This is a genomic window from Methylomicrobium lacus (genome assembly GCF_041897535.1).
GTDB classification, from domain to species: Bacteria; Pseudomonadota; Gammaproteobacteria; order Methylococcales; family Methylomonadaceae; genus Methylomicrobium; species Methylomicrobium lacus_A.
Genome location: NZ_CP169217.1, coordinates 1,066,415 through 1,092,706 on the forward strand (window position 1 = coordinate 1,066,415; position 26,292 = coordinate 1,092,706).

19 protein-coding genes and 1 CRISPR repeat array are annotated in these 26,292 nt (G+C 56.0%); of the genes, 7 read left to right on the top strand and 12 right to left on the bottom strand.

Annotated elements, in window-relative coordinates; genetic code table 11:
- Window positions 1-10: 10 nt before the first annotated feature.
- Window positions 11-598, top strand: a complete 588-nt coding sequence (locus ACEPPP_RS04655) for a DbpA RNA binding domain-containing protein (RefSeq protein WP_374089881.1) — start codon at window positions 11-13, stop codon at window positions 596-598.
- A gap of 161 nt (window positions 599-759) precedes the next feature.
- A complete protein-coding gene (gene rnd / locus ACEPPP_RS04660) occupies window positions 760-1,923 on the top strand; it encodes a ribonuclease D (protein WP_374089882.1) in 1,164 nt (387 codons plus the stop codon).
- 138 nt (window positions 1,924-2,061) lie between these two features.
- Here rnd and ACEPPP_RS04665 read toward each other — a convergent pair whose 3' ends face one another.
- The 5 genes from ACEPPP_RS04665 to adk form a co-directional block, all read right to left on the bottom strand.
- The gene (locus tag ACEPPP_RS04665) at window positions 2,062-4,767 is read right to left on the bottom strand and encodes a FimV/HubP family polar landmark protein (protein ID WP_374089883.1); all 2,706 of its coding nucleotides are present in this window, start codon (window positions 4,765-4,767) and stop codon (window positions 2,062-2,064) included.
- Window positions 4,768-4,849: 82 nt separating this feature from the next.
- The gene (locus tag ACEPPP_RS04670) at window positions 4,850-5,872 is read right to left on the bottom strand and encodes an aspartate-semialdehyde dehydrogenase (RefSeq protein ID WP_374089884.1); all 1,023 of its coding nucleotides are present in this window, start codon (window positions 5,870-5,872) and stop codon (window positions 4,850-4,852) included.
- A gap of 98 nt (window positions 5,873-5,970) precedes the next feature.
- Window positions 5,971-6,606: a 3-isopropylmalate dehydratase small subunit gene (leuD, locus tag ACEPPP_RS04675; RefSeq protein WP_374089885.1), complete on the bottom strand. Its 636-nt coding sequence runs from the start codon at window positions 6,604-6,606 to the stop codon at window positions 5,971-5,973.
- Window positions 6,603-8,024 carry a 3-isopropylmalate dehydratase large subunit gene (leuC, locus tag ACEPPP_RS04680; RefSeq protein WP_374089886.1) on the bottom strand — a complete coding sequence of 474 codons (1,422 nt, stop codon included), beginning with the start codon at window positions 8,022-8,024 and terminating at the stop codon, window positions 6,603-6,605. The genes leuD and leuC overlap by 4 nt, the downstream gene beginning before the upstream one ends.
- A 48-nt stretch (window positions 8,025-8,072) precedes the next feature.
- Window positions 8,073-8,711: an adenylate kinase gene (gene adk, locus ACEPPP_RS04685; RefSeq protein WP_374089887.1), complete on the bottom strand. Its 639-nt coding sequence runs from the start codon at window positions 8,709-8,711 to the stop codon at window positions 8,073-8,075.
- 211 nt (window positions 8,712-8,922) lie between these two features.
- Here adk and ACEPPP_RS04690 point away from each other — a divergent pair, with 211 nt between their 5' ends.
- Complete coding sequence (locus ACEPPP_RS04690; RefSeq protein ID WP_374089888.1) at window positions 8,923-10,173, top strand: HlyC/CorC family transporter; 1,251 nt, start codon at window positions 8,923-8,925, stop codon at window positions 10,171-10,173.
- A 9-nt stretch (window positions 10,174-10,182) separates the two neighbouring features.
- Here the strand turns inward: ACEPPP_RS04690 and ACEPPP_RS04695 are convergent, their stop codons facing one another.
- Window positions 10,183-10,842 carry a protein-L-isoaspartate(D-aspartate) O-methyltransferase gene (locus tag ACEPPP_RS04695; RefSeq protein WP_374089889.1) on the bottom strand — a complete coding sequence of 220 codons (660 nt, stop codon included), beginning with the start codon at window positions 10,840-10,842 and terminating at the stop codon, window positions 10,183-10,185.
- Complete coding sequence (surE, locus tag ACEPPP_RS04700; protein WP_374089890.1) at window positions 10,839-11,597, bottom strand: 5'/3'-nucleotidase SurE; 759 nt, start codon at window positions 11,595-11,597, stop codon at window positions 10,839-10,841. The genes ACEPPP_RS04695 and surE overlap by 4 nt, the downstream gene beginning before the upstream one ends.
- Before the next feature lie 76 nt (window positions 11,598-11,673).
- On the opposite strand from surE, the gene ACEPPP_RS04705 reads away from it, so the two are divergent.
- A complete protein-coding gene (locus ACEPPP_RS04705; RefSeq protein WP_374089891.1) occupies window positions 11,674-12,249 on the top strand; it encodes a Smr/MutS family protein in 576 nt (191 codons plus the stop codon).
- Here ACEPPP_RS04705 and truD read toward each other — a convergent pair.
- Window positions 12,243-13,271, bottom strand: a complete 1,029-nt coding sequence (gene truD, locus ACEPPP_RS04710) for a tRNA pseudouridine(13) synthase TruD (protein ID WP_374089892.1) — start codon at window positions 13,269-13,271, stop codon at window positions 12,243-12,245. The genes ACEPPP_RS04705 and truD overlap by 7 nt on opposite strands.
- A 277-nt stretch (window positions 13,272-13,548) precedes the next feature.
- On the opposite strand from truD, the gene ACEPPP_RS04715 reads away from it, so the two are divergent.
- From ACEPPP_RS04715 to ACEPPP_RS04725, 3 genes are all read left to right on the top strand, one after another.
- Window positions 13,549-15,654 (top strand): Ig domain-containing protein, encoded by a 2,106-nt coding sequence (locus ACEPPP_RS04715; RefSeq protein WP_374089893.1) that lies wholly within the window; start codon window positions 13,549-13,551, stop codon window positions 15,652-15,654.
- 46 nt (window positions 15,655-15,700) lie between these two features.
- Window positions 15,701-17,302 carry a hypothetical protein gene (locus ACEPPP_RS04720; RefSeq protein ID WP_374089894.1) on the top strand — a complete coding sequence of 534 codons (1,602 nt, stop codon included), beginning with the start codon at window positions 15,701-15,703 and terminating at the stop codon, window positions 17,300-17,302.
- A 269-nt stretch (window positions 17,303-17,571) separates the two neighbouring features.
- Window positions 17,572-19,827 carry a TonB-dependent receptor gene (locus ACEPPP_RS04725; RefSeq protein ID WP_374089895.1) on the top strand — a complete coding sequence of 752 codons (2,256 nt, stop codon included), beginning with the start codon at window positions 17,572-17,574 and terminating at the stop codon, window positions 19,825-19,827.
- A 1-nt stretch (window position 19,828) separates the two neighbouring features.
- Here ACEPPP_RS04725 and ACEPPP_RS04730 read toward each other — a convergent pair whose 3' ends face one another.
- The 4 genes from ACEPPP_RS04730 to cas4 all read right to left on the bottom strand — a co-directional run bounded on the left by ACEPPP_RS04730 (window position 19,829) and on the right by cas4 (window position 26,281).
- Window positions 19,829-20,467 (bottom strand): response regulator, encoded by a 639-nt coding sequence (locus tag ACEPPP_RS04730; RefSeq protein ID WP_374089896.1) that lies wholly within the window; start codon window positions 20,465-20,467, stop codon window positions 19,829-19,831.
- A gap of 46 nt (window positions 20,468-20,513) precedes the next feature.
- Window positions 20,514-24,139: a CRISPR direct-repeat array (repeat unit 37 nt; unit sequence GTTTCAATCCGCTCCCGGCGGTTAGGCCGGGAGATAC).
- 179 nt (window positions 24,140-24,318) lie between these two features.
- The gene (gene cas2 / locus ACEPPP_RS04735) at window positions 24,319-24,609 is read right to left on the bottom strand and encodes a CRISPR-associated endonuclease Cas2 (RefSeq protein WP_326499423.1); all 291 of its coding nucleotides are present in this window, start codon (window positions 24,607-24,609) and stop codon (window positions 24,319-24,321) included.
- Window positions 24,610-24,611: 2 nt separating this feature from the next.
- The gene (gene cas1c, locus ACEPPP_RS04740) at window positions 24,612-25,646 is read right to left on the bottom strand and encodes a type I-C CRISPR-associated endonuclease Cas1c (RefSeq protein ID WP_374089897.1); all 1,035 of its coding nucleotides are present in this window, start codon (window positions 25,644-25,646) and stop codon (window positions 24,612-24,614) included.
- A complete protein-coding gene (cas4, locus tag ACEPPP_RS04745) occupies window positions 25,643-26,281 on the bottom strand; it encodes a CRISPR-associated protein Cas4 (protein WP_374089898.1) in 639 nt (212 codons plus the stop codon). The genes cas1c and cas4 overlap by 4 nt, the downstream gene beginning before the upstream one ends.
- Window positions 26,282-26,292 lie beyond the last annotated feature (11 nt).

A 26,292-nucleotide genomic window follows, 5' to 3' on the forward strand; every position in this document is an offset into this window, starting at 1 on the left:
TATTTCCAGGATGAATAATACCGATAAACCCAGTCTGTCAAGCGGATTGGATGGCCAACTGCAACAGATCGTCAACAGCGAGGACCTCGGCGACCAACGCGCCCACCTAAAGACCCTCAGCGCAAGCCTGGGCTTCGATCTCCTGGATTGCGCCGCCGCCCTGCTGTTTTTACTGCAAAACCCGGCAAAAGCTCAGGCCGCCGCCCCCCCGCCTGCCGAAGCGCAGCGTGGCGGCGCGCTTCGTCGAGCCATCCCGCAAACGATAAAAATGGTGCGTTACCGGCTCGATGTCGGCCGTCAGCATCAAGTCACGGCCGAAGAACTCAAGAAGGTCTTGGTGGAAGAATCGGGGGTCGATAAAAATAACATCGCCAATATCGACATTCAGGACTTTTACACGCTACTCGAATTGCCCGATGAAATGCCGCCGGACATCTTTCAGCATTTAAAATCGGTCGAGATCAATCGCCAAGCCCTGGATATTCGGCGGGTTAAAAACCGGCGCCCCAAAAAACGCGGCAATTCGCGTTATGGACGCCATCGCCAACAGAGTCCCAAGTCTCAGACCGAAGCGACCGGACTTTCCGGTAAAAATTGACTCGGCTTCTGCTGACTGCTGCGCATTTCCTCGGCGCTTCTCTGCTAGTATGAATAACGATTAAGCCAGCGCATCCCGCTCAATTCTCCGACACAAGACTATGATCGCATTCTTATTGCAACGATCTTTATCGGCGACCGCCTCTATTTAAGGTTCGACACGTGAATACAACTGCCATTGAATATATCGACACCCCCGCGAAACTTTCCGAAATTTGCGCGCGCATCAAATCGGCTCCCTGGATCGCACTCGATACCGAGTTTTTACGCGAGAAGACCTATTACCCCAAATTCTGCCTGCTACAGATCGCCACGCCAGACTGGGTAGCTTGCGTCGACCCGATCGCCCTCACCCAACTCGATGAACTTTTTGAGGTCTTATACAACCCCGACCTCATCAAGGTATTGCATTCCAGCCGTCAGGATCTGGAAATATTTTATCAACTGACCGGGAAACTGCCGTCGCCGATCTTTGACACGCAAGTCGCGGCGCCTTTGCTGGGTTATCAGGACAATCCGGGCTATGCGATGCTGGTCTCGCACTTGTTGAACGTCAACCTGAACAAGGCTCATACGCGCGCGGACTGGAGTAAGCGTCCGCTCACCGAAGCGGAAATCCAATACGCCGCGGACGATGTGATTTATCTTTGCAAAATCTATCAAATGATGCTCGACAAGCTGAGCGCATTGGGGCGCCTCGACTGGCTGCAGCTGGATTTTGCCGAACTGTCCAATCCGTCGCTTTATGAAGTCCTGCCGGAGCACGCCTGGCGCAAAATCAAGGGCAAGAACAAACTGACCGGCAAGCAACTTTCGATCATCCAGGCACTCGCCGAATGGCGCGAAAGCACCGCGCAAAGCGAAGACCGGCCGAAAGGCTGGCTGATCCGCGATGAACTGTTGTTCGATATCGCGAAACTTCAACCCGAAACGGTGGGAGAACTGGCACAAATCCGCGGCATCAACGAACGCACGGTCAACCGTTACGGCGCCGCCTTGTGCAAGCTCATCAGCGCGGCGAAGAACCGCCCGCCCATCCCCTTGCATGAGGAGGGACGCCCGGCGAAGAAGACCCAACAGCAGGAAGCGATCGTAGACCTGTTGACGGCGATCGTCAGGATCAGGGCCGAAGAGAACGCCTTGAACCCGAACATTCTCGCCACCCGTAAAGATTTGGAAGCATTGCTATTCCATAACGACGAGGGCGATTGCCCGTTGCTGCACGGATGGCGGTACAGTATGGCCGGCAAGGAATTGCTCGGAATTTTACAGGGCGAATTATTGCTCGGGATTAAAGAAGACACTCTTCAGATCATTGCCCGATAATCCCGGCAGTACCTCTGAGTGTCGCGGGAAAAGGGAGTTGAACTCGTTGCACCGGTATTGCCACTTCAAGGCAAATAGGCGCTTGAGAAAAACAGCAAACCGGAAGTAAGCGGGCTTACTTCCGGTCTGAGAGAGTTGCTATATCAATTCGTCAAGCAGGACTTGCGCCAGCTTTTTTTGTTCGGAGCTGCCTTTTTCAAGCACTTCTGCGACGATGTCCTTGGCCGACTCATTATCGCCCATATCACGATAGGCCCTGGCCAGATCCAGCTTGGTTTCGAGTTCATCCATATCGGTCAGGTCGGAAACCCCCGAGACTTCATACTCTTCGTCCTCCGACGCGTCATCTCCGAGCGAGGAAAAATCAAAATCAAAGTTAAAATCGTCTGGGAAAGCATTTTCCGCATCGACGCCTGCAGACTCTGTCGTCAAATCGAGTTGCTCGATTACTGCTGCTTCCAAATCATCCGTGGGCGCTACCGCGGCGGATGAACCCAGATCGAAAGCCAAAGACTCAAAATCAAATTCATTCTTTTCGGCGGATAACTGAAGATCAGCCGAATCCTCCTCCGGACTTGGGGCGGCGGATGCCTGTGCAGAAAACTGACCGAGGTCGAAATCGATGCTGGCATTGTTATGCGGTTCATCTTGGTCAACCGTTTCTTCCACAGCAAAAGCGGCCAGATCTAAATCCGCAAACGCGTTTTCGGCCGTTGCTAGTTCCGGCTCGACGGGCTCCGCAAAGGACGCTTCGAATGCATCCAAGTCAAAGCCGATATCGAAATCATCTTGCGAAGGCGCGTCCTGCTTGGCCAGACTGACCGGTTCAGGCTCGCCGGCAACCGCAGCTTTACCTGCACTCGGAAGCGTTGGCGCGCCGGCTGAAAACAATGCCGAATCAGGGCACATTTCCTGTCCCATTTCGGAGACCTTTTCCCAGAATACAGGGTCCTGGCTTTTTCCGGCGGTGACTAATTCTTTTGCAAACGCTTCGAAACCGGCTTGGTTTTCGCTGGCATAGAAGATTTCAAGCAGCTTCAGCTTACACTCATCGCGCTCGGGATGGGCTTCGATCGCGTTGCGTATCAGCTCTTCGGCCTGCTGATAACGCCCGTAGGCCAAATAGACATCCGCCTCGGAGATCGGATCGATTTCACCTTGATCGTTGTCGAAAGCATCAAAATCGCTCGGCGTGAACTCGCTCAGAAATGAGCTCTCGCCAACCGGATTGACTTCGTAGTTGGTCGTTTCATTCAGCACCGGCACCGAGAAACCTGACTCGGTTTCCGGCGCTTTGTAAATGATGGACGGCGAAAACATGCTCTCGGTATTCAGCGAGTCTTCGCTTTCGCTTTGACGTTTCCGCCACCAGAACAATCCCAGTAAGGCGAGAACGGCCGCACCGGCACCGCCGATCAAGCCCAAGGGCAGCGGTTCCTCGACGGGTTCGGGTGCGGGCAACGGACGGACGACCGGTTTTTTAACCGGAGTCGCTTTTGCCGCCAGATCCGGCGCAGATGGCGACGGCTGAGCCGATTGGGCCGGAGTTGGAGTTACAGGCTCGGAGACCGGCTTCTCAGTTTGCTCGACGCCCGCTTGTTCGGACGGCAGCGGAGCCGCCGGAGCCGGTTGCACTGGTGCTGCGGTCGCCGCCGGCTGAGACGGCGCGACGGCGGGCGTAATTGCCGGCTGAGCCGTTTGTTGAGTCTGACTCTGCAACGCGGCCAATTGCTGCTCTTTGATCGTCAACAAGGCTTGAATTTTCGCCAACTGTTGCTCCATCGCCGCCAATCTTGCCTCCATTTCCTCGTTGGCCTTGGCGTTGGATGACGAGCCCTCCTCTTTGGCCAAGTCGGTTTTGGCCGCATTCTGCTCCTGTCCCGGAGTGATGACCGCTTTTTCAGCCACCGTCGCTTCGGCAGGCGCCGCCAAAGTCAACTGATTCTCGATCGGCTTTTCAACGGCATCCTCCTTGTTCAGCGCCGTTTCGTTTACCTTGCCCGCATCCGCCGCCACCGATCGCGTCGGATTTTTCCAGGCTTCGGTTTGGCGATTGAATTCGGCGAGGGCTTCCTGATGCGACAATTTGACGACGGTCTCCCGATCGGGGATCTTAACCTTGACCCTGGCCTGCAAGGCATGCATATTGTCCTTGTAGAATGCGCCCGGATTAGTCTGATAGATCGCGACCATCATTTGCTCGACCGAGACTCTGTAGGGCCGGCTCGCCTTCTCGGCAATACCCCATAGCGTGTCGTTCTTCCGGGTCGGTCCATAGACCCCATTGACGATCTCATCTCTGTGCGCCTGACGCACTGGGCTCGGCGCCAAAGCGGGCGCCGAAGCCAGCGGACGCGGCTCCGGTGCGTAGGATGGAGCATGGGATACAGGCGCAGAGTAAGCCTGTGTACCGGCAATCGTCTCCGGAACCCGCATCGTGGGCACGGTCGGCTGCGCATAGGCCGCCGGCGGATCGACCAGCAACGAAAATTTGCGATAGGACGTGCCTTTCGGCCAGGTCACCTGTAGCAGCAGATCTAGAATCGGCTCTTTTAACGCTTCCCGCGATCTGACCCTGATCACCGCCGAGCCGTCGGCGCGCACGCTAGGCTCGAAACTGATGTTCGACAGGAAATACGACCAAGGCACGCCGCGTTCATCAAATTTATCGGGGGACGCAAGACTGACTTTCACATCGGAAATTCTTTCGCCCGCCGACAACATCAAGGAAATCTCGGCATCCAGATTTTGATTGAGGGCCGAATGCAATTTAATTTCCCCTATGCCTAACGGATAGGCGGCTGCCGGGGTCAATAACGACAATACCGCTAAAGTCCTGGTCAAATTGCTTACGTTACTCTCTTTCACAATAATTACCTCGGTCTATCGCCGCAAACAGTTTATAAAATATGCTGTTAAGCTTAGACTAGATGTAATTTTTTACCAGCACCTCGGCGATTTGCACGCTGTTCAAGGCGGCGCCCTTACGGACGTTGTCGCCGACCACCCACAGGTCGAGACCCAAAGGATGCGAAACGTCTTCCCGGATGCGGCCGACGAACACTTCGTCATGGCCTGAAGACTCGGTCACCGCGGTCGGCCAGCCACCGTTTTTACGTTCGTCCACCACCTTCACCCCGGCCGCGTGCTGGAGTAATTCCCTGGCCTTTTCGGCGCTGATTTTGTGACGCGTTTCAATATGCACCGCTTCGGAATGGCCATAAAAAACCGGCACCCGGACCGCGGTCGCATTGACCTTCACCGAGGCGTCGCCGAGGATCTTCTGGGTTTCCCAGACCATCTTCATTTCTTCCTTGGTGTAGCCGTTGTCCATGAACACATCGATCTGCGGCAGCACATTGAACGCGATCTGCTTCGGATAGACCTTGCTCTCGATCGGCTGACCGTTCAGCAGTTTCGCCGTTTGGTTCGCGACTTCGTCGATGCCTTTCTTGCCGGTGCCGGAAACGGCCTGATAGGTGCAGACATTGATCCGGTCGATGCCGACCGCATCGTAAATCGGCTTCAACGCAACCAACATTTGAATGGTAGAGCAATTGGGATTCGCGATGATGCCGCGGTTTTTATAATCGGCGATTTTTTCCGGATTGACTTCCGGCACGACCAACGGAATATCGTCGTCATAACGGAAATGCGAGGTATTGTCGACGACGATGCAGCCGGCCGCCGCCGCCTTCGGCGCATATTCGGCAGACACCGAACCGCCGGCCGAAAACAGGCCGATCTGCGCCTTCGAAAAATCGAATGTCGCCAGATCCTCGACTTTTAACGAGCCGCCCTTGAACGGAATGCGCTTGCCGACCGACTTGCTGCTGGCCAGCGCATACACTTCGCCGACCGGAAAATTGCGCTCTTCGAGTATCGACAGCATCGCCTCGCCGACGGCGCCGGTCGCGCCGACCACTGCAACATTATAAACTTTTGACATGGAACAACCCTTGGAAAACAGCCGACGCACGGCTTATGCTGAAATAAACACGCAAGCGGATGAAGCAGAAGCTTCATCCGCAATGGGATGGGCCGGGATCAGCCCGCGAACAACCAGGGCGCGCGCTTGGCGCGTTTGGCTTCATAGTCTCTGATCTTGTCCGCATTTTGCAAGGTCAAGGCGATATCGTCGAGCCCATTCAACAAACGGTATTTCCGCGCCGGATCGACATCGAAGCGAATCACCCTGCCGGCCGGCGTGGTGATCGTTTGCGCGGCCAGATCGATCGTCAAACGGTAGCCCGGAACCAGTTCCTGGAACAGGCTATCCACCTCGGCGGCCGGCAACGCGATCGGCAACAGGCCGTTCTTGAAGCAGTTGTTGTAGAAGATGTCCGCGAAGCTCGGCGCGATGATCGCGCGGAAACCGTAGTCTTCCAGAGCCCAGGGCGCGTGTTCGCGCGAGGAGCCGCAGCCGAAGTTCTCGCGGGTCAGCAGGATTTCGGAGCCTTGGTAATCCGGCTGATTGAGTATGAAATGCTCGTTCAGCGGACGATTCGTGCAGTCCATGTCGGGCTCGCCGTGGTCGAGGTAACGCCATTCGTCGAACAGATAAGGGCCGAAGCCGGCGCGGCGAATCGATTTCAAAAATTGTTTCGGGATGATCGCATCGGTGTCGATATTGGCGCGGTCGATCGGCGCAACCAGTCCTGTTATTTGTGTAAACGCTCTCATTGACGTACCTCCTTCTCCCATTTGCTCACATCGACAAAATGCCCCTCGATCGCGGCCGCGGCGGCCATCTCCGGACTGACCAGATGCGTGCGTCCGCCATAGCCTTGCCGGCCTTCGAAATTGCGGTTCGAGGTCGACGCGCAGCGTTCACCCGGCTCCAGCCGGTCCGCGTTCATCGCCAGACACATCGAACAGCCGGGATCGCGCCATTCAAAGCCCGCCTCGGTAAAGATCTTGTCCAGGCCTTCCGCCTCGGCCTGATGTTTGACCAGACCGGAGCCCGGCACAACCATCGCCAGCTTGATGCTCGACGCCACCTTCTTGCCTTTCGCGACCGCCGCTGCCGCGCGCAAATCCTCGATTCGGGAATTGGTGCAGGAGCCGATGAAAATCTTGTCGAGCTTGATGTCGGTGATCGCCTGGCCCGGTTTCAGGTCCATGTATTTCAACGCCTGGATCATGCTTTGCTTCTTGGTCGCGTCCGTTTCGAGCGCCGGATCCGGCACCTTGTCGTCGATCGAAACCACCAATTCCGGCGAAGTACCCCAGGTCACCTGCGGCCGGATCGAAGCGGCATCGATATCGATGGTCTTGTCGAATACCGCATCCGGGTCCGAATGCAGGTTTTGCCACATCCGTTCGGCCATGAACCAGTCGTTGCCTTTCGGCGCATAAGGCCGGCCCCGGTAATACTCGATCGTGGTTTCGTCGACGCCGATCAGGCCCGCGCGCGCGCCGGCTTCGATCGCCATGTTGCAAATCGTCATGCGGCCTTCCATCGACAAGGCACGGATCGCATCGCCGGCAAATTCGATCGTATAGCCGTTGCCGCCGGCGGTGCCGATCTTGCCGATGATCGCCAGCACGATGTCTTTCGCGGTCACGCCGGGGCCGGTCTTGCCGTTGACCCGGATCAGCATGTTTTTGGCTTTTTTCTGCACCAAGCATTGCGTCGCCAGCACATGCTCGACCTCGGAGGTGCCGATGCCGAACGCCAGCGCGCCGGAGGCGCCGTGCGTCGAAGTATGCGAATCGCCGCAGACGATGGTCATGCCCGGCAAGGTCGCGCCCTGCTCGGGGCCGATCACATGCACGATGCCTTGACGCTCATCTGCCATGCTAAATTCGGTGATGCCGAATTCGGCGCAGTTCTTTTCGAGAGTCTCGACCTGCAAACGTGAAACCGGATCGGCGATGCCTTTGGCGCGGTCGGTGGTCGGCACGTTATGGTCGGCCACCGCCAGGTTTCTGTCGGTGCGCCACGGTTTGCGTCCTGACAGGCGCAGGCCTTCGAACGCCTGCGGCGACGTCACTTCGTGCACCAGTTGGCGGTCGATATAAATCAATGAAGAACCGTCGTCCTCGGTATGGACGACATGATCTTCCCATAATTTGTCATATAAAGTTTTACCCGGCATAGCTCTTATGTGTAGTTGGGCCGATGGGTACGGCGGAATGAAAGTGAATTATTCTAAGACGGCAAGCAGTTTGGCGGTGATCTGTCCGACATCGCCGACACCGGCGATCGTGGCGAATTTGGCGCTTTGGCCCGCGGCGGAATAATACCCGACCAGCGGCTTGGTCTGATGATGATAAACCTCTAGGCGCTTGCGGACCGTTTCTTCCTTGTCGTCGTCGCGCTGAATCAAGGGTTCGCCGGTCACGTCATCGACGCCCTCGACTTTCGGCGGATTGAAGATCACATGATAACTGCGCCCCGAAGCCGGATGCACGCGGCGGCCGGCCATCCGCTTGACGATTTCCTCGTCGTCGACCGCGATTTCGACGACATGGCCGATGTCGATGCCCATCGCCTTCAAGCCCTCGGCCTGCGCGATCGTGCGCGGAAAACCGTCGAGCAGGAAGCCGTTCGTGCAATCATCCTGCGCGATCCGCTCCTTGATCAAACCCAGAATGATGTCGTCGGACACCAAACCGCCCGCATCCATCACTTTTTTGGCTTCAATTCCCAAAGGCGTTCCGGCTCTGACCGCGGCACGCAGCATGTCACCCGTCGAAATCTGGGGAATACCGTACTTTTGAGTAATGAACTGGGCCTGAGTTCCCTTGCCGGAACCCGGACTCCCTAAGAGGATGATGCGCATGAAATAACTCCCGGTTTTGCGTCGTTAAAAAGGCTTCTGAATAAGAAGCTTGACCGCATATTCTATAACAGTTCAGTTATAAACTGTTGTAAAATTTGATCACTTTATTGACAGGAAGCATTGACATTCGCGCCTGATTGCCGCAAGAAACTTGACAAAAATTTCTCACTTCGTAGAGTAGACACTTCTTCCCTCACAGAGACCCCCTTCCTTGAACGATTTACCCCTCGGCCTGCTATGGGGCTTGCTTGCCCTGATGCTCGTTTTATCCTCATTTTTTTCCGGGTCCGAAACCGCTTTGATGATGTTGAACCGATACCGGCTCAAACATCTGGTCAAATTGAAGCACGCCGGCGCGATCAAGGCGCACACGCTGCTGCAACGTCCCGACCGCCTGATCAGTCTGATTCTGCTCGGCAACGTGTTCGTGAATATCGCGGCTTCCTCGATCGCGACGGTGATCGCGATCCGGCTCTATGGCGAGGATGAGTCCGTCATTACGATTGCGGCCGTGTTGTTGACGCTCGTGGTGTTGATTTTTTCCGAGGTCACGCCGAAGACCCTGGCCGCGGTCAAGCCTGAAATGCTGGCTTTCCCGGCCGCCTGGATTTATGTCCCGCTGCTGAAGGCGGCCTATCCCCTGGTGTTGAGCATCAACCTGATCGCGAACCTGCTGCTCCGCATGGTGGGAGTCCGGGTACACAAACACAATCACGAAACCTTGAACAAGGACGAACTCCGCAGCATCGTGAACGAAGCGGAAAGCCTCTTGCCCGCGCGCTATCAAAAAATGTTGCTCGGCATTCTCGATCTCGAATCGGCCACGGTCGAAGACATCATGACGCCGCGCAACGACATTTACGGCATCGACCTGGAATTGCCGATCGAAGACATCATCAACCAAATCAAGAACAGTCCGCACACCCGCCTGCCGGTCTATAAAAAAAGCATCGACCGAGTGGTCGGCTTTTTGCACTTACGCAACGTGCTGATCAAGATCAATCAGGAAAATTTCGATAAAACCCAGCTGATGAATGCGCTGACCAAGCCTGCATTCATTCCGGAAAGCACGCCGATTCATGAGCAAATTCAGCATTTCAAGAGCGAAAAGCTGCGCATCGGTCTGGTCGTCGATGAATACGGCGATGTGCAGGGACTGGTGACGCTCGATGATTTGTTGCAGGAAATCCTCGGCGGACTGGTCGCCGATGAAGTCACCTTCAGAAAACAAGCCGACGGCAGTTATCTGGTCGATGCCGGCATCACCGTCCGCGAATTGAACCGGCTGATGCAATGGGAACTGCCGACCGAAGGCCCCAAAACGCTGAACGGACTGATCATCGAATTCATGGAAACGATTCCGGAGGAAGGTACCAGCATCAAGCTGCACGGCTATCCGCTCGAAATCATCAAGCGCGACCAAAGCTCGGTCAAACTGGTCAAATTTTTGCCCGGAGAATAAGATCCCGACTCACGCCCTGCCGGCCAGAAACGGCACGAAGTTGACCGGTTCCAGCTCTTCGACTTCATAGCCGTTTTCGGTTCTGAACACGCGCAGCAATTCCTGGCGTTCGCCGCGTCCGATCGGGATGATCATCACACCGCCGACCGCCATTTGTTCGAGCAGCATTTCGGGAATTTCGGAGGGTGCGGCGGCGACCAGGATGCCGTCATAAGGCGCATGCTCGGGCCAGCCCCAGCCGCCGTCGCTGTGCTGATAGCTGATATTTTTCAGCTTCAGGCTCCACAAATGATCCTTGGCCTTTTTCTGCAACGGCATGATGCGTTCGACCGTATACACATGCTCGACCAGTTGCGCCAGAATTGCGGTCTGGTAGCCGCAACCGGTGCCGATTTCGAGCACCTTGCGGAGACTGCCGAATTCGAGCAGCAATTCGGTCATCTTGGCGACGATATACGGCTGTGAAATGGTCTGATTGAATCCGATCGGCAGCGCGGTATCTTCATAAGCTCGGCTCGACAACGCCTCGTCGACAAAAATATGCCGCGGCGTCCGCCCCATCACATCGAGCACTTTATTGCTCTTGATGCCCTGTTCGAGCAAACGCCGGGCCATCCTTTCCCGCGTACGCCGGGAGGTCATGCCGATACCTTGTAGGGTTGGATTCATGCGCTGGTTTCCTCCGAAAGCCAAGTCCTGATCGTATTGACCCGATCATACCAGGTCAAATCCAGTTGCAGCGGCGTAACCGACACGTAACCCGCGCTGACCGCATCGAAATCGGTGCCGGGTCCCGCATCCTGTTCCGCCCCCGGAGGACCCACCCAATAGATCGCGCGTCCGCGCGGATCGCTCTGTTTGATTACCGGTTCCGACTTGTGCCGTTGGCCCAGGCGGGTCGCCCGATAGCCCTTCAACGCTTCGAGCGGAACATCCGGCACGTTCACATTCAGCAAGGTATCCTGCGGCAAGGGCTTGGCGAGCAGGCGCTTCAACAACACGACCGCGACCTCGGCCGCGGTCGCAAAATGCTTCGGCTCCTCGTTACAGACCAACGAAATCGCGACCGCCGGCAACCCCAGGAAGCGGCCTTCGGTCGCCGCGGCGACCGTACCCGAATACAGCACGTCATCGCCCATATTGGCGCCGTGGTTTATCCCGGCGATCACCATGTCCGGTTCCGGTTCCAACAGCCCGGTAATCGCCAGATGCACGCAATCGGTCGGCGTGCCGTCGACCTTGATGAACCCGTTGTCGGCCACATGCGCGCGCAGCGGCAGGTCCAGGGTCAACGAATTGCTGGCCGCACTGCGATTGCGATCGGGCGCCACGACCGAAATATCGGCGTACGGGCGCAAGGCCGCGGCCAGCGCGGCAAGCCCTTCGGCCAGGTAGCCGTCGTCATTACTCAATAAAATATGCATTTATCGTTCGCTCTAAAGCCGAATTCGCTATAAAATCCCGAAATATTAGCAACAATGCCCCACAAAATCAGCTTTCGTGACAAAAAAAATCCAGGATCCCGCGGACAGTGAGTTGTTTCGTCTTGCCATCGGCACGGTGCGCGCGATAAAAGACGACAAGATAACCCTAGCGAAAGCAGAAAAACCGAAACCCTACCCGAAAAACAAACCGGTCGAGATCGAAAACCGGCTTGTCGAACATCACGATTACGACCTCGACACGGTCAGCATCGAAGACCGGCTCAGTTATATCGCGCCGGGCCTGCAGAAAAACGTGCACGCCAAGATGCGCAAGGGCCAGTTCGGCCTGGACGCCGAAATCGACCTGCACGGCCTGACCAGCGCCGAAGCGAAGCGGCAACTGTTGGTCTTTTTGCACCGCGCGGTCACCGACGGTTGCCGCTCCGTTCTGATCATTCACGGCAAAGGCTATCGCTCGCAAGACAACCTGCCGGTCCTGAAAAACAACCTGAATCTCTGGCTGCGCCAGCACCAGGACGTATTGGCATTTTGCTCGGCCAAACCCAGAGACGGCGGCGCCGGCGCGGTACTGGTGCTGTTGCGGCTGGCCGAAAAATTCGCCAAAAAAGACGAAGGCGATTGGGACTATTGATCCTCCCAATCGACCACCTCCCTGAGCAGCGCGGTCGCATAACTGCCGGCGGGCAACGAAAAACTCAAGTGTAATTGATCCTCCACAAACCGCCACGCCAGATCCGGCACATTGACCCGCAATGGCCGCCGCTCGCTTTCGACGCCGCTCTTTTGCAATCCTTCCGCCAGCTCGGGAAAGCGCCCGATCACTTCGGCTTCCAAAGCCGACGCCGCCTCGGACACCCCGCTGGCGCCCTGCCCCCATAACACGCCGGTCGGATGAATCTCGCCGGCTTTGAGGCGCCCGGCTATCGCCTGATCTTGTGCATCGGCCTTGAAGCGGCTGTGCGAACGGTCGAACATGTACACATCGCCCGGCAGCGGCAGGTTCCAGTTTTGCGCCGCTACCCTGGCCGCCAGCAGCTGATTGAAGAGGAACGAGCGGGCCGCCGACAGATAGATGCCGCGCTGCTCGCGGCCGACTTTCTTGCCCTGAAACAGGCTCAAGGCCTGCTCGACATTACGGCCCTGGTGCCCGAAACGCTGCTCGCCGAAATAATTGGCGAAGCCGCTCGCCTTGACCGCAGTTAACCGGGCATTGGCTTCATCCTGATCGCCCTTCCAGTCCCTAATCACCAGATTGAAGCGATTGCCGGCCAACGCGCCGCGCTGCAATTTACGCGCATGGCGGACCGCCTGCAACACTTCGATCGAAGCCGATGCGAACGCGGCCCAATCCGGGTCCGGCTTGCCCGGCAACCAAACGCTGAACCATTGCGTGGTGACCGCATGCCGGTCCTTCAGCCCGGCAAAGCCGATATCGCGCTGCCTGGCCTCCGCAAAACGGGCCAATTGCCTGGCCACATATTCGGTGTTCTCGCCGGTCTTGCGAATGCGCAAAAAAGCATGTTCGCCGCTGCCTGAAGGCTCGAACGCCAGGATTTCTTCGACGTTGAAATCTGCGGGCAGGACACGGATTTTACCTGATCCCGAGGGGCCGCCGTAAACATAAGGCCAAGCAGGAATGGAATATAACGACATTTCAAATCTAATCTCAGTTGCGATGAATTCACCGGAAGCACCACGATAACAACACGGATGCGACTTGTCGACTCGTTCACATCCTTCTCAGTTATCGATCGCTTAGGATAAGCCGTCAAAAAGCGTTTATTTAACTACACTTAAAAATCAATTCTATGGACAAATGATGCCTAATGCCTTTTAGCCGACCGAAAAAGACGAGGCCGTTTGTTTTTTAGCACAGATTGTTCAACGTTCAGTTCTCGGCCAAACAATCCTCTTCTTCGGAGATTTTTTAATGCGCAAACCTATTTCAACACGATTCATCATGGCTGCCTGCCTCCTAGGCTGGCTATTGGCGTTTGCGTCAATGACTCAGGCGGGCGGCACTTTCCGCTTTTTAACCCAGTCCTTGCCTGGCGGCACGACCAATCAGGAATATTTTGCCGTGTTGCTGACCGCAAATGCAGCAGGGCCCGTCACCTTCTCGGCTGCGAACTTACCGGACGGTTTGTCGCTCAATTCGCAAACCGGTTACATCACCGGCACCCCGACCAAGTCCCAAAACTATACGCCTACCTTGTCAGCCTCTGACGGGCATACGACAGTCCAATTCACGATCACCGTTCACATTTCGGCGAGCGGTGGCGGCGGCAACGGCGGTTTGGACATTGTCACCTCGTCCCTTCCCAACGGGACGGTGGGTAGCGACTATACCTCTCCACCCCTGACGCAGGCAAACGCCGTCTCGCCTTACAGATGGGGAGCCCAGAATTTACCGACGGGGCTTTCTCTGAATGGGATTACCGGCGAAATCTCCGGGCAGCCAGTGACTGCAGGTACTTTTTACGTGACTTTCACGTTGGCTGATGCAACGCCGCTGCAAGTCATTACGACTATACCCATCACCATATTTCCGGTTGACTCCTCTTTCAAATTTACGACTTTCCTTTTGAATAACGGCGAAGTCGGCACCTCCTATTCTGACACCTGGCATACCACAGGCGCGGCCGTTTGCAACGATCTGCCCGATCCCAACCAGATCATCTACTCCGCCGCGGGATTGCCGGCAGGGCTCAGTGTGAATGCGAATACAGGCATGGTCAGCGGTACGCCTCAGGAGAACGGCACCTTTTCGGTCACGTTAACCGCCCAGGATTGCGCCGGAAAAACCATCACGACCAACCTCTGGATATGGATCGCCCCTTCCAGCACCAGCAATTTTTACTGGAATTACTTCGGAATTCCGACTGCAATCTACGGCATGCAATATGGAAGTAACAACTTTCCAATCCTAGTTTCCGCCGTAAACGGAGCGAACGTAACTTATTCCGCAGTCGGCTTGCCTGCAGGCATCAATTACAACTCAACCACCGGCGAGCTCTCGGGCATTTCCTATGAGCCCGGCATTTATCCTGTCGTGTTTACCGCAACCGATAGCGGACCGAATCCGGATGTCGCGATCGCGCTAGCAACCGAATTCATTGTCCTGCCTCCGAATGGCGGCGATACCAACAGCCTCGCAGTCAATCTTTGGGTCAAGCGTTTACAGGTCGATACCGGCAAACCGGGCGGTAACGACGACAGTTGGAGCGCCACCTTTTTATATAACGCCAACCGTGCCGGCGGAGCGCTGTTCAATCCCGCCACGGAAATTTTCTATACCTCGCTAGGCGGCAGCGAAATCGAAATCGCCCCCGGCAACCTCAAAAAAATCACCTCCGGCACGCTGGGGATTTTGAATTACGAAGCCCCGGATCAATCGGTCAAGGTCAAGATTGCACCGAGACAGCAGACCCTCTTTGTCGAAACTCACAACACCAACCTCGGCAACGGTCTGCCCGCAGACTTGCTGCCGAACGTGTTGATCCTCGGCGGCAAGGGCTTTAAGCTCAAGGAATTTCTGGATCAAAGCGGCACTTTCCGTGCGCCGTCCGGCTACCGTAGCACCGCATTTGTGGCGGTTAACGGCTTGATACGCGCCAATGCGGACGCCGCCAAAAATTATGCGCGCTTCAACCTGTTGCTGGCCGATCCGACCTACGATTATGCCCCCGGCGATCCGGTCAGAATCAGACTCATGTCCGGTCAATCGGTATTGCTCGACAAGGAATTGACGTCGCTGATCGAACCTTCGACCGGAGTGGACCGCGTAACCGGTATTGCAACTTTTAGCCTGAAAAAGACCTGGAAGAGCGATCCGGCAAGCAACAATAAGCTCGCGAAATTCGCTTTCGACTCGGCAACCGGAAAACTCGGTTTTGAGCTTAAAGCCCCAACTCTCTCCGCTCTGACTAATTCGGAAGAACATCTGGGTGTTGAAATCACCCTCGGTTCCAAGACCTATTTCACCTCGGTGACATTGTTCAAGATCGCCGATGGCCGCTACTCGACAGCCAAATAACCTTACCGATATTTAATCTAATACCACCTTACACGGAGATTTCCGCATGAAAACACTTTGCAAAGCCATATTCATCGCGTTGGCCGTCACACCGGCTGCTTTTGCAGCCAGCAAGGGAAGCACGACACTGATCAGCAAGTCATCCTTGGGCAACGCCGGCAACAAAGCCAGCCAGGCAGCCGCGGTTTCGACGGGCGGTAAAGCGGTGGCTTTCGAATCCGAAGCGACTAATTTCGTTTTGGGCGACACCAACCTGTCAAAAGATATTTTTATCGTTAGCGGTAAAACAATACAAAGAGCCAGCATCAACAGCAACGGCTACGAAGCGCAAGACGAACTCGCGTGGGATGGCGACGGCGACCGCGCCGATAGCTGGGCGCCGGCAATTTCGGCAAAAGGCTCCGCCGTGGTGTTTGTGTCCCGCGCGGCCAATCTGGACTTGGAAACCGACAAAGGCCTGATTACCACCAAGGAGACAGATCCTGCGTATGTTTATAACGAATCACAGGACACAAACGGTGCCGACGATATTTTCCTCCGCGACATCGCCAAAAAAAGGACTTACCGGGTCAGCGGAAAAATGAACGACTGTACCGCGGCACCGAAAGATTGCAGCAAACTCGGAGCACTGAAGATTATTACGGAAACCACCGAGGACAGCGAAAATCCGTCTATCTCGGGCGACGGACGTTTCGTAGCCTATACCACAGAAACCCCCGCGAATTTGATTGCTCATAACGTATCGGGGACCGATACCGCAAACAAAGATGTATTTTTACATGATACGAAAACCCATAGAACCGACCTAATCAGCGGCCAACATGACGGTACCGGCAATGTCACGAGCTTTGCGGCTCCCGGGGACAGCGACTTCTCCGCCCTTTCTTCAGACGGTCGGCTGGTGGTTTTGACCTCCAACACAACGAACTTAGTGCCTGGCGACGTCAACGATGCGGATACCGATGGTGATGCCGATACGGGTGACAGTGATGTTTTCGCTTACGACACCCTCAATCGCAAAATGATTCGGATCAGCGGCCATCTCGGCAACGGCGTCGTCGAGAGCGAAGCAAACGGAGAAAGTGTCAGCAACCGCTTCTCGGTCGCCGGTGCTAAAGGGCGCTATTTCGTCGCCTTTCATTCCAAAGCGACCAATCTGGATGGCTTGCAGGAAGCGGAATCGGCCCCGAAGGATTATGATGACGATGTATTTGTCGCCGATTTACAAACCGATAAAGCGACGAACCAGTTATTCATCGCCGAAATCCGCCGTGTCAGCGGCAAAGTCGACTTGGCAACGGGCCTGGTATCCGAAGAAGCCAACGGCAGAAGCCGATACCCTGCGATCGCCGCGACAAAAACCGCCTATAGCGTCGCTTTTGAATCCGATGCTTACAATATGTTGACGCCATTGTTCTCATGGCAGGAAGATTCCAACGACGTTCAGGACATTTATGTTTATGACGGCAACACCAAGCTGATGTCCCGCGCCAGCCTGGACCTGGAAGGATTCGAGCCTCAGGAAAACTCGGAGAATCCAGCCATCTCCTCGGATGGCAGAGCCGTAGCTTTTGATACTACAGACCCTTATATGGTGCTTCTGGACGGCAACCAAACCACTCGCGACGTATTCCTGCGCCGCCGCTAAATCTGCCGCAACTGGCCGATCGCCCGTTCAAGCGTGCGATCGGCTCTCAATATCGACAGGCTTGCATGAGTCGTCATCGAAAGCCTGTTGTCGACTTTCACTTTCATATGAATTGTCCCATCCTGATCCACTCCCGCGAGTCTCTATAGTGCTTTTGCCTACTTTTCGAAGCTATTTCCAAGTAAAGCAGAAAAGGAAATTTTCCTACTTCCCTTAACATCCAGCCATGAAATAATACGCGCACTTTTAGCCTTGTCCGATTTTGATTGATGAAAAAGCGCAACACCTTCCTGGCCCTCACGCTAATGTTTCCTTTGGCGCAAGCCGCCGATAATCCGCCTGAAAATGAGCCGACGAAGCTCGACGCCTTCGAACTCCCCGAAGTCGAAGTGGTCAGCGATACGCCTCTCGGCGCTACCGGCTTGTCGCGTGAGAAAGTGTCCGGTAATGTGCAATCGGCTGAGGACGAAGACATCCATCGCCACGAAGCGCTCGATTTATCCGATTTCATGCGGCGGAATCTCGCCGGCGTCAATATCAACGACAACCAGAACAACCCCTTCCAGCCGGATATCACCTACCGCGGTTACAATGTGTCGCCGCTGCTCGGCACCCCGATCGGGCTTTCGGTTTATCAGGACGGTGTGCGCGTCAACGAAGCGTTCGGCGATACGGTCAATTGGGATTTGATTCCCCAGAACGCCATCGCCAATATCGACTTGATCCCCGGCTCCAATCCGCTGTTCGGACTGAACACCTTGGGCGGCGCCTTGTCGGTGCGCACCAAGAGCGGTTTCAGCCATGCCGGCAGCCGTGCCCAGGCCTATGGCGGTTCGTTCGGACGCAAGGCGTTCGAGGCGGAGCACGGCGGCTACAAAGATAACTTCGACTGGTTTTTTGCCGGCAATATTTTCGAGGACGACGGCTGGCGGCCGTTCACGCACAGCGCATTGCATCAGGCCTTCGGCAAGGTCGGCTGGGAAAACGACGATACCGACCTGGATTTGAGCTTTACCTTCGCCGACAACAAACTGAACGGCGTCGGACCGGCGCCGGTCAGCGAACTCGACAAGGACCGCAGGGCAATCTATACCGCCCCCGACACCACCGAAAACACCCTGTATTTCTTCAACCTGAAAGGCGAGCACCGTTTCAGCGAGCATTTCAGCATGGCCGGCAATGCCTATTACCGCGGCAATACGACCGATTCCGTCAACAGCAACACCGGTAACGTCGAAGAGACCTGCGAAACTTTACTCAATCTGAGCGAATGCGACGACGGCACCGGCACTAGCGTCGCGCCGGCCTCGAATGTCGCGAACCGGATCGTGCAGGACGGCGCCGGTTTCAATTTACAAGCGACATCTACGCAGCCGATTCTGGATCACGACAATCAATTTACCCTCGGCAGCGGCTATAACGCCAGCCGGACTCATTTTACGCAATTGACGCAGGACGCAATTTTCAGTCCGAGCCACGCAACCATCGGCACGACGCCGTTCGCGACCGATGTGAATGTCAATGGCGAGAACGAATATGTGAACGCTTTTGCGACCGATACGTTCTCGGTTTTCCCCTGGCTGCACCTGAACGCCTCGGCGGGCTGGAACCGGGCCAACGTCGTGCTGCGCGACAATATCGGCACGGCGTTGAACGGCGATCACACCTTCGACCGGCTGAATCCGTCGGCGGGCTTTACCCTGAACCCGTTAAAGGCGCTCGGCCTCAAAACGCCGTTACAGGAACTGACCGCCTACGGCAATTACAACGAAGGCTTCCGCGCGCCGACGCCGATCGAATTGAGCTGCGCCGACCCCAATGCGCCGTGCTCGCTACCGAACAGTTTCACCTCCGACCCGCCGCTGAAGCCGGTGGTTTCAAAAACGTTCGAGGCCGGGCTGCGCGGCAAATTCAGCGACGCCTTGCAGTGGCGCATGGCGTTATACCGCTCACGGCTGAACGACGACATTTTGTTCATCAACGCACCCGGCAGCGTGGTCACCGGTTATTTTCAGAATGTCGGCGTGACCCAACGCCAAGGCGGCGAACTCGGTCTGAACGGCGTCTGGAAAAAACTGAACTGGTACATCAACTACAGTTTTGTCGATGCCACCTTCCGAACGGCCGCGACCCTCAATAATGCGGTCGGGCAAGTCAATGTCAAACCCGGCAACCACATTCCCGCCATTCCGCAGCAAACCGTCAAACTCGGCGCCGAATACGAAATTCTGAACGGCTGGTTTTTCGGCGGCGACCTGCAATACGTCTCCAGCCAGTATTTACGCGGCGACGACAGCAACCAGTATGCTAAGGTCAGTGAATACGCGATCGTGAATTTGAACACCCGCTATGAAGTCACCAAAAACGTCGAGCTCTTTGCGATGGCGCGCAACGTGTTTGACGCAAACTACGAAAGCTACGGCATCGTGAACCGGAATTTTTTCAAGGGTGGCAATCCCGAAGCCTTTTTGGGACCGGGCGCGCCGATTTCCGGTTGGGCCGGCATCCGGGTCAAATTCGAATGATTCAGATAATGTTCGAATCGATCGCGATACGCGCCAGTTCGGCGGCGGTATTAACTTTCAATTTTGCCTTGATCTGCGTGCTGTAATTGGCCACGGTCTTCACGCCGAGGCATAATTCGTTCGCCGCTTCGTGCGTGGTCAAGCCCTTGGCGAGCAGCCGGAAGACATCGAACTCCTTCGGCGACAGCGCCGCGAGCAAGGACTGCTGGCCGTTCTTCCCGGCCGGCGGCGCATACGCGGCATTCAAGCCGGCCTCGATGAAGGCGTTGCCGCCGGCGATTTCGCGCACCGCCGTGATCAGCATCTCCGGCGCGCTGTTTTTGGTGATGTAACCTTTCGCGCCGGCCGCCAGCGCCCGATCGACATAGACTTTTTCGTCATGGATGCTGAAGACCAGGATTTTCGCCTCCGGATCGCGCGCCACGATCCTCCGTATCCCTTCCAGCCCGCCGATGCCCGGCATCGACAAGTCCATCACCACCACATCCGGCCGCCAATCCTCATACAGCTTGCAGGCCTCCTCGCAGCGCGCCGCCTCGGCCACGACCTCGATCGCATCGACCGAAGCCAAAAGCAGGCGAAAACCGGCCCGCACCACCGCATGATCATCGACCAACAATACCCTGATTTTCGTATCCATCACACTCCAACCGCATAGAACAGCCACCACAATAGCACGCCGGCCGCGATCAGATCCAGCATGATGGTTTCATCGGGAGATACCCACTAAATCGACTACTGAGGTTGCTTCTACAAAGTTTCGATCCGCTCCCGGCGGTTAGGCCGGGAGATACCCTGTAGTTGTTGAACCATCTTTGGCACAATAAGTGTTTCAATCCGCTCCCGGCGGTTAGGCCGGGAGATACCAATGAGGGTTACAGATGAACCAGTACGAGTATAAGTTTCAATCCGCTCCCGGCGGTTAGGCCGGGAGATACGCTAACCAAGGGCAGGCGGCGATGAATCAATATGTTTCAATCCGCTCCCGGCGGTTAGGCCGGGAGATACTCGGGTATTTGATTCCCCTCCTCGTCGAATGGTTTGTTTCAATCCGCTCCCGGCGGTTAGGCCGGGAGATACGTGGATGAGCGCAGCATTACCGAAGTTTCAGCAGACGTTTCAATCCGCTCCCGGCGGTTAGGCCGGGAGATACGCCTGGATGCTGTCGCCGGACGGGAACGTGCGGCTGTTTCAATCCGCTCCCGGCGGTTAGGCCGGGAGATACCTTGCTTGCGTTGCTTCAACTCTTGCAGTTGGCTGTTTCAATCCGCTCCCGGCGGTTAGGCCGGGAGATACAAGATTCATCTGATTATTCCCTCACGGCACCTAAGTTTCAATCCGCTCCCGGCGGTTAGGCCGGGAGATACAAGATTCATCTGATTATTCCCTCACGGCACCTAAGTTTCAATCCGCTCCCGGCGGTTAGGCCGGGAGATACCGGTGATAGGAATGATCTCTATCACCTCAGTCAATGTTTCAATCCGCTCCCGGCGGTTAGGCCGGGAGATACTCCTCTCTGTCGATGGTGAAATTATTAAGCAAAAAGTTTCAATCCGCTCCCGGCGGTTAGGCCGGGAGATACTGTCAAACTCAGGGTACGGCTGTATTTCAGGATTGTTTCAATCCGCTCCCGGCGGTTAGGCCGGGAGATACCCACGGTAAATAACGTCGGCGCGTCCTGCGATTTGTTTCAATCCGCTCCCGGCGGTTAGGCCGGGAGATACACTGCAAGCAGCCGGACTAAGCCACACAAAGCTATACGTTTCAATCCGCTCCCGGCGGTTAGGCCGGGAGATACCTGTATTTGCCAAACTTATTGAAATTACCGGATGGTTTCAATCCGCTCCCGGCGGTTAGGCCGGGAGATACCAGCGGCCCCGGCTGATACAGGTATCGTGACCTTTGTTTCAATCCGCTCCCGGCGGTTAGGCCGGGAGATACCGACATCGGTAGTGGCGTCGGTGATCGCAGTAGTGTTTCAATCCGCTCCCGGCGGTTAGGCCGGGAGATACGGCATTGTACGAACGATAAGCGCCCGGATCGACATGTTTCAATCCGCTCCCGGCGGTTAGGCCGGGAGATACAGTTACCGGCGCAATCCTAGACTTTTAAGGCTTACGTTTCAATCCGCTCCCGGCGGTTAGGCCGGGAGATACACGGCGCCGATGATCCGTTGGTTTTTGTGAATAAGTTTCAATCCGCTCCCGGCGGTTAGGCCGGGAGATACGTTCGACCGCAAGCCAGGCGACAAGTGTTCGCAGGTTTCAATCCGCTCCCGGCGGTTAGGCCGGGAGATACCTCGGGCGGCGGTCGCTATGTGTTCCGCGACTCGTTGTTTCAATCCGCTCCCGGCGGTTAGGCCGGGAGATACCGGTAGCGATCGAGCAGCCGCGCCATTCCTACCGGTTTCAATCCGCTCCCGGCGGTTAGGCCGGGAGATACCCTTGATCACGACCGTAATGCGGTCGTTCGCGACATTGTTTCAATCCGCTCCCGGCGGTTAGGCCGGGAGATACGACGTTTTTTGCATCGCCTTCAAACGACGATTGAGGTTTCAATCCGCTCCCGGCGGTTAGGCCGGGAGATACATGATGCGATGGTGGTCAACTACTGGTTGCGCTATGTTTCAATCCGCTCCCGGCGGTTAGGCCGGGAGATACCTCAACGCGGCTACTTGCCGCCGGCATCTATCGGGTTTCAATCCGCTCCCGGCGGTTAGGCCGGGAGATACCGGCGGAGATTTTAGCGGTATCGAAAGAAGACGTGAGTTTCAATCCGCTCCCGGCGGTTAGGCCGGGAGATACCCTGGTGCCGGTGCCGCTGTTGCTACTGCATGTGAGTTTCAATCCGCTCCCGGCGGTTAGGCCGGGAGATACATGCGCTGGATCGGCGAACGCATACATCATGAGATGTTTCAATCCGCTCCCGGCGGTTAGGCCGGGAGATACATGCACCCGCCATGCTTGGTGAGTCATCCTATAAGTTTCAATCCGCTCCCGGCGGTTAGGCCGGGAGATACTGTGTATAATTCTCCACAACAGCAGAAATGCTTATGTTTCAATCCGCTCCCGGCGGTTAGGCCGGGAGATACCAGGAACCGTCACTTCTACGCTTTCCCCGCCGATGTTTCAATCCGCTCCCGGCGGTTAGGCCGGGAGATACGGCTTTCTCCGACTGGGTGTCGCGCTGCATGAATGTTTCAATCCGCTCCCGGCGGTTAGGCCGGGAGATACTTACAAATTGATGAATTATTGCCGCCGCCAGAGGTGTTTCAATCCGCTCCCGGCGGTTAGGCCGGGAGATACCATTGCTTCCGCGTAATGATATGCATGGCATCCATGTTTCAATCCGCTCCCGGCGGTTAGGCCGGGAGATACCAGGGGGACCCCCTACATGGGATGCCCCCCACAAAGTTTCAATCCGCTCCCGGCGGTTAGGCCGGGAGATACAGCGCAGCCCTTGAAACCTTGCCCGCGCGTAACCCGTTTCAATCCGCTCCCGGCGGTTAGGCCGGGAGATACTAGGCGTTAAGATGTTGCTTCCCCGTTTATTTGTGGTTTCAATCCGCTCCCGGCGGTTAGGCCGGGAGATACAAAGAAACGCTCAGAAAGAACGCAGATAACGAATGTTTCAATCCGCTCCCGGCGGTTAGGCCGGGAGATACACAATGGCAAAAACAAAATACCGCAACAAGAAAACGTTTCAATCCGCTCCCGGCGGTTAGGCCGGGAGATACATTTCGCGAATGTGCAATTTGGCGGCGGTGAATGTTTCAATCCGCTCCCGGCGGTTAGGCCGGGAGATACTTGGCCGCGCAAGCGACTGATACCGAATACCGATGTTTCAATCCGCTCCCGGCGGTTAGGCCGGGAGATACGATCCCATTTCTGCCGGCTGTTCATTTTCCTGGTAGTTTCAATCCGCTCCCGGCGGTTAGGCCGGGAGATACCGCGGCAAGCCTCGCTAGCCGCTGCTGCTCCTTCTGTTTCAATCCGCTCCCGGCGGTTAGGCCGGGAGATACAATACCCTGGCCTTAGAGTTGCTCTTGTACTCTCCTGTTTCAATCCGCTCCCGGCGGTTAGGCCGGGAGATACCGCATGTCAGGCATTGAGAATATATGGCGCGAAGATGTTTCAATCCGCTCCCGGCGGTTAGGCCGGGAGATACAAAACCTGATCAGGAAGCACTCGCAAGCTACACCGAGTTTCAATCCGCTCCCGGCGGTTAGGCCGGGAGATACCTCGCATACCCTGGGGTGCCTTATACGCTTAATAAGTTTCAATCCGCTCCCGGCGGTTAGGCCGGGAGATACTGCCTTATTGCAAGGCATTGACGATTATAGCGATTCTTCCGTAGTAACGCGAATAATCCAAGTGGCTTCAATCCCTTCATTGTTTGCTACCTTCAATAACTCAAATAATACTGATATTTCATGCATTTAACTCTTCCGCGAACCCGCCCGGTTTTGGGCATCACTCCCGGTTCGCGAATTTACACGATCAAAGCCCCTTCAAAATCGATCGCCCGGTTATTGCCGAATTGCTCTCGATTTTTTTCTATCGGTTCGATGATACGGTAAATTCTCAAACTGTCCTCGCTTTCGTCGATCTCCTGCAACAGTTGTTCCTTCAGACGCGCCATTTCCATCGTATTGACCTGGCATTCAAACACCGATTTCTGCACCCGTTGCCCGTAATTCAAACAGACTTTCGCAACGCGCCGCAAACGCTTGCGGCCGGCGCTGGTTTCGGTCGATACGTCATAAGTGATCAGAATCATCATGGCTATTGTTGCAGATAAGGCACATAATCTTCGACATCGCCGCGCAGGTAGCGCGCCAGCAGCCGCGCCTGAATCTGTGGAATCAGCCCGATCGAAACCGATTGACCCAAAACCGGGTGGATAAGTTCTTCCTGCTTGCGCGCCTGATAAGCCGCGATCACGGCCTTACGGCCGTTATCGTTCAGCAATACGCTGCCGCCGTCGCGTTTGTCGAAATCCTTGTCCTTGATTTGTTCGCGATTGATCAGGGTTAGCGCCAATCGGTCGCATAGCGGCGCGCGAAACTCCTCCAAAAGATCCAACGCCAGAGATTCCCTGCCCGGCCTGACCGCATGCAAAAAACCGAGCTGCGGATCGAGCCCGACCGTCTCCAATGCCGAGCGGCAATCGCCCAGCATCAGCGCATACAAAAACGAAATCAGCGCATTGAAACAGTCTCTGGGCGGCCTACGGTTGCGGGTCGTGAAGGCGAAGGTCGATCTTGCCGACGGCTTAATCACATTGGGCAAGGCGGCAAAATAGATGCGCGCGGCGTCGCCTTCCAGGCCTCGGGCTTCGTCTGGATTTTGCGCATGCGCCAGCTTCTTTAGATTATTCGCCAGCGACCGCGCCGCTTGCACCAAGACCGTCTTTTCCTGATCGTCCTTGCTGTCGCGAGCGCCACGCATCAGCACTTGCCGGCTGTTACGGATTTTCCCGGCGATGAAGCGCTGGGAGAGACGCAAAATTTGCCTCTCGTCATCCCCTGCCCTGAATTGCGCCTGACGCAACAGGATATTGCCGTTGACCGGGCCTTCCATCCTGGCCTGAAACCGGCCCGAACGATTGAGCCAGACGATGCTGCGGCCATCGGCGGCGCAGCGGCCCAGCAGGGCCGGACTGAGCATCACGTGATCAAACAGCACGAAGGCGCTCAAATGATGCAACGGCACCTGCAAGCGTTTTTCTTTTTCGATCATCACGCACACCGTTTCGCCTTCCAGCCGCAAGTAAGCGTCCGGCAGGGTGACATATAAGGTATTCAGCAGCTGTTTCATAGGTCCTCAGGCTCAGATTCCACATCAAACAACTGTCCCGACAACTCACGCAGACGAATTTTGCCGTTGATCAGATCGGGATTGCAGAGTTCGTTCAACGAGCATTGCGGGCAGCGTTTGACGTCGTTTATAGGCGGCGGACATTGCTGTTGGTCGAGCATTTTGCTGACCGCCTCGACGGTAGCAGCCACTTCGGCGCGCAATGTTTGATCGATAACCAGCTCCCGTCTGCGCCGCGATTGGGTATGATAAACGGCCCCGGCCGGAACCGATATATTCATCATCTCTTCCAGGCACATCGCCTGCGCGGCCAGTTGCAGGTCGTCATTCAGCCATTGCTTGCGTTTGCCGTGTTTGTATTCGACCGGAAAGACACTGCCGTCGGGATGAAACTCGACCACATCGCAGCGGCCGCTCAACCCCAAGCGCTCCGACCACACCGGCAACGCAAACTCCACGCGTACGCCAGCTTTGATTTCGTGCGCCAACTGATCGACACGTTCATGCTCGCGGCTGCCGCTCTCGGTGTGCACGTTGTCGGTAAACTCGCCTTCCGCGTGGATCAGATAGCAGCGCCTCGGACAGTAGGCATACTGATTTAGCGCGGAAATGGGAATCGATTCAGGCGGATTCATCGCCGGTTGGT

What these genes read in the sequence shown, in the direction of transcription:
- ACEPPP_RS04655 (WP_374089881.1), top strand. Translation starts at nt 11, where the DNA reads ATGAATAATACCGATAAACCCAGTCTGTCAAGCGGATTGGATGGCCAA.
- ACEPPP_RS04670 (WP_374089884.1), bottom strand. Translation starts at nt 5,872, where the DNA reads ATGTCAAAAGTTTATAATGTTGCAGTGGTCGGCGCGACCGGCGCCGTC.
- leuD (WP_374089885.1), bottom strand. Translation starts at nt 6,606, where the DNA reads ATGAGAGCGTTTACACAAATAACAGGACTGGTTGCGCCGATCGACCGC.
- leuC (WP_374089886.1), bottom strand. Translation starts at nt 8,024, where the DNA reads ATGCCGGGTAAAACTTTATATGACAAATTATGGGAAGATCATGTCGTC.
- adk (WP_374089887.1), bottom strand. Translation starts at nt 8,711, where the DNA reads ATGCGCATCATCCTCTTAGGGAGTCCGGGTTCCGGCAAGGGAACTCAG.
- ACEPPP_RS04695 (WP_374089889.1), bottom strand. Translation starts at nt 10,842, where the DNA reads ATGAATCCAACCCTACAAGGTATCGGCATGACCTCCCGGCGTACGCGG.
- surE (WP_374089890.1), bottom strand. Translation starts at nt 11,597, where the DNA reads ATGCATATTTTATTGAGTAATGACGACGGCTACCTGGCCGAAGGGCTT.
- truD (WP_374089892.1), bottom strand. Translation starts at nt 13,271, where the DNA reads ATGTCGTTATATTCCATTCCTGCTTGGCCTTATGTTTACGGCGGCCCC.
- ACEPPP_RS04715 (WP_374089893.1), top strand. Translation starts at nt 13,549, where the DNA reads ATGCGCAAACCTATTTCAACACGATTCATCATGGCTGCCTGCCTCCTA.
- ACEPPP_RS04720 (WP_374089894.1), top strand. Translation starts at nt 15,701, where the DNA reads ATGAAAACACTTTGCAAAGCCATATTCATCGCGTTGGCCGTCACACCG.
- ACEPPP_RS04725 (WP_374089895.1), top strand. Translation starts at nt 17,572, where the DNA reads ATGAAAAAGCGCAACACCTTCCTGGCCCTCACGCTAATGTTTCCTTTG.
- ACEPPP_RS04730 (WP_374089896.1), bottom strand. Translation starts at nt 20,467, where the DNA reads ATGGATACGAAAATCAGGGTATTGTTGGTCGATGATCATGCGGTGGTG.
- cas2 (WP_326499423.1), bottom strand. Translation starts at nt 24,609, where the DNA reads ATGATGATTCTGATCACTTATGACGTATCGACCGAAACCAGCGCCGGC.
- cas1c (WP_374089897.1), bottom strand. Translation starts at nt 25,646, where the DNA reads ATGAAACAGCTGCTGAATACCTTATATGTCACCCTGCCGGACGCTTAC.
- cas4 (WP_374089898.1), bottom strand. Translation starts at nt 26,281, where the DNA reads ATGAATCCGCCTGAATCGATTCCCATTTCCGCGCTAAATCAGTATGCC.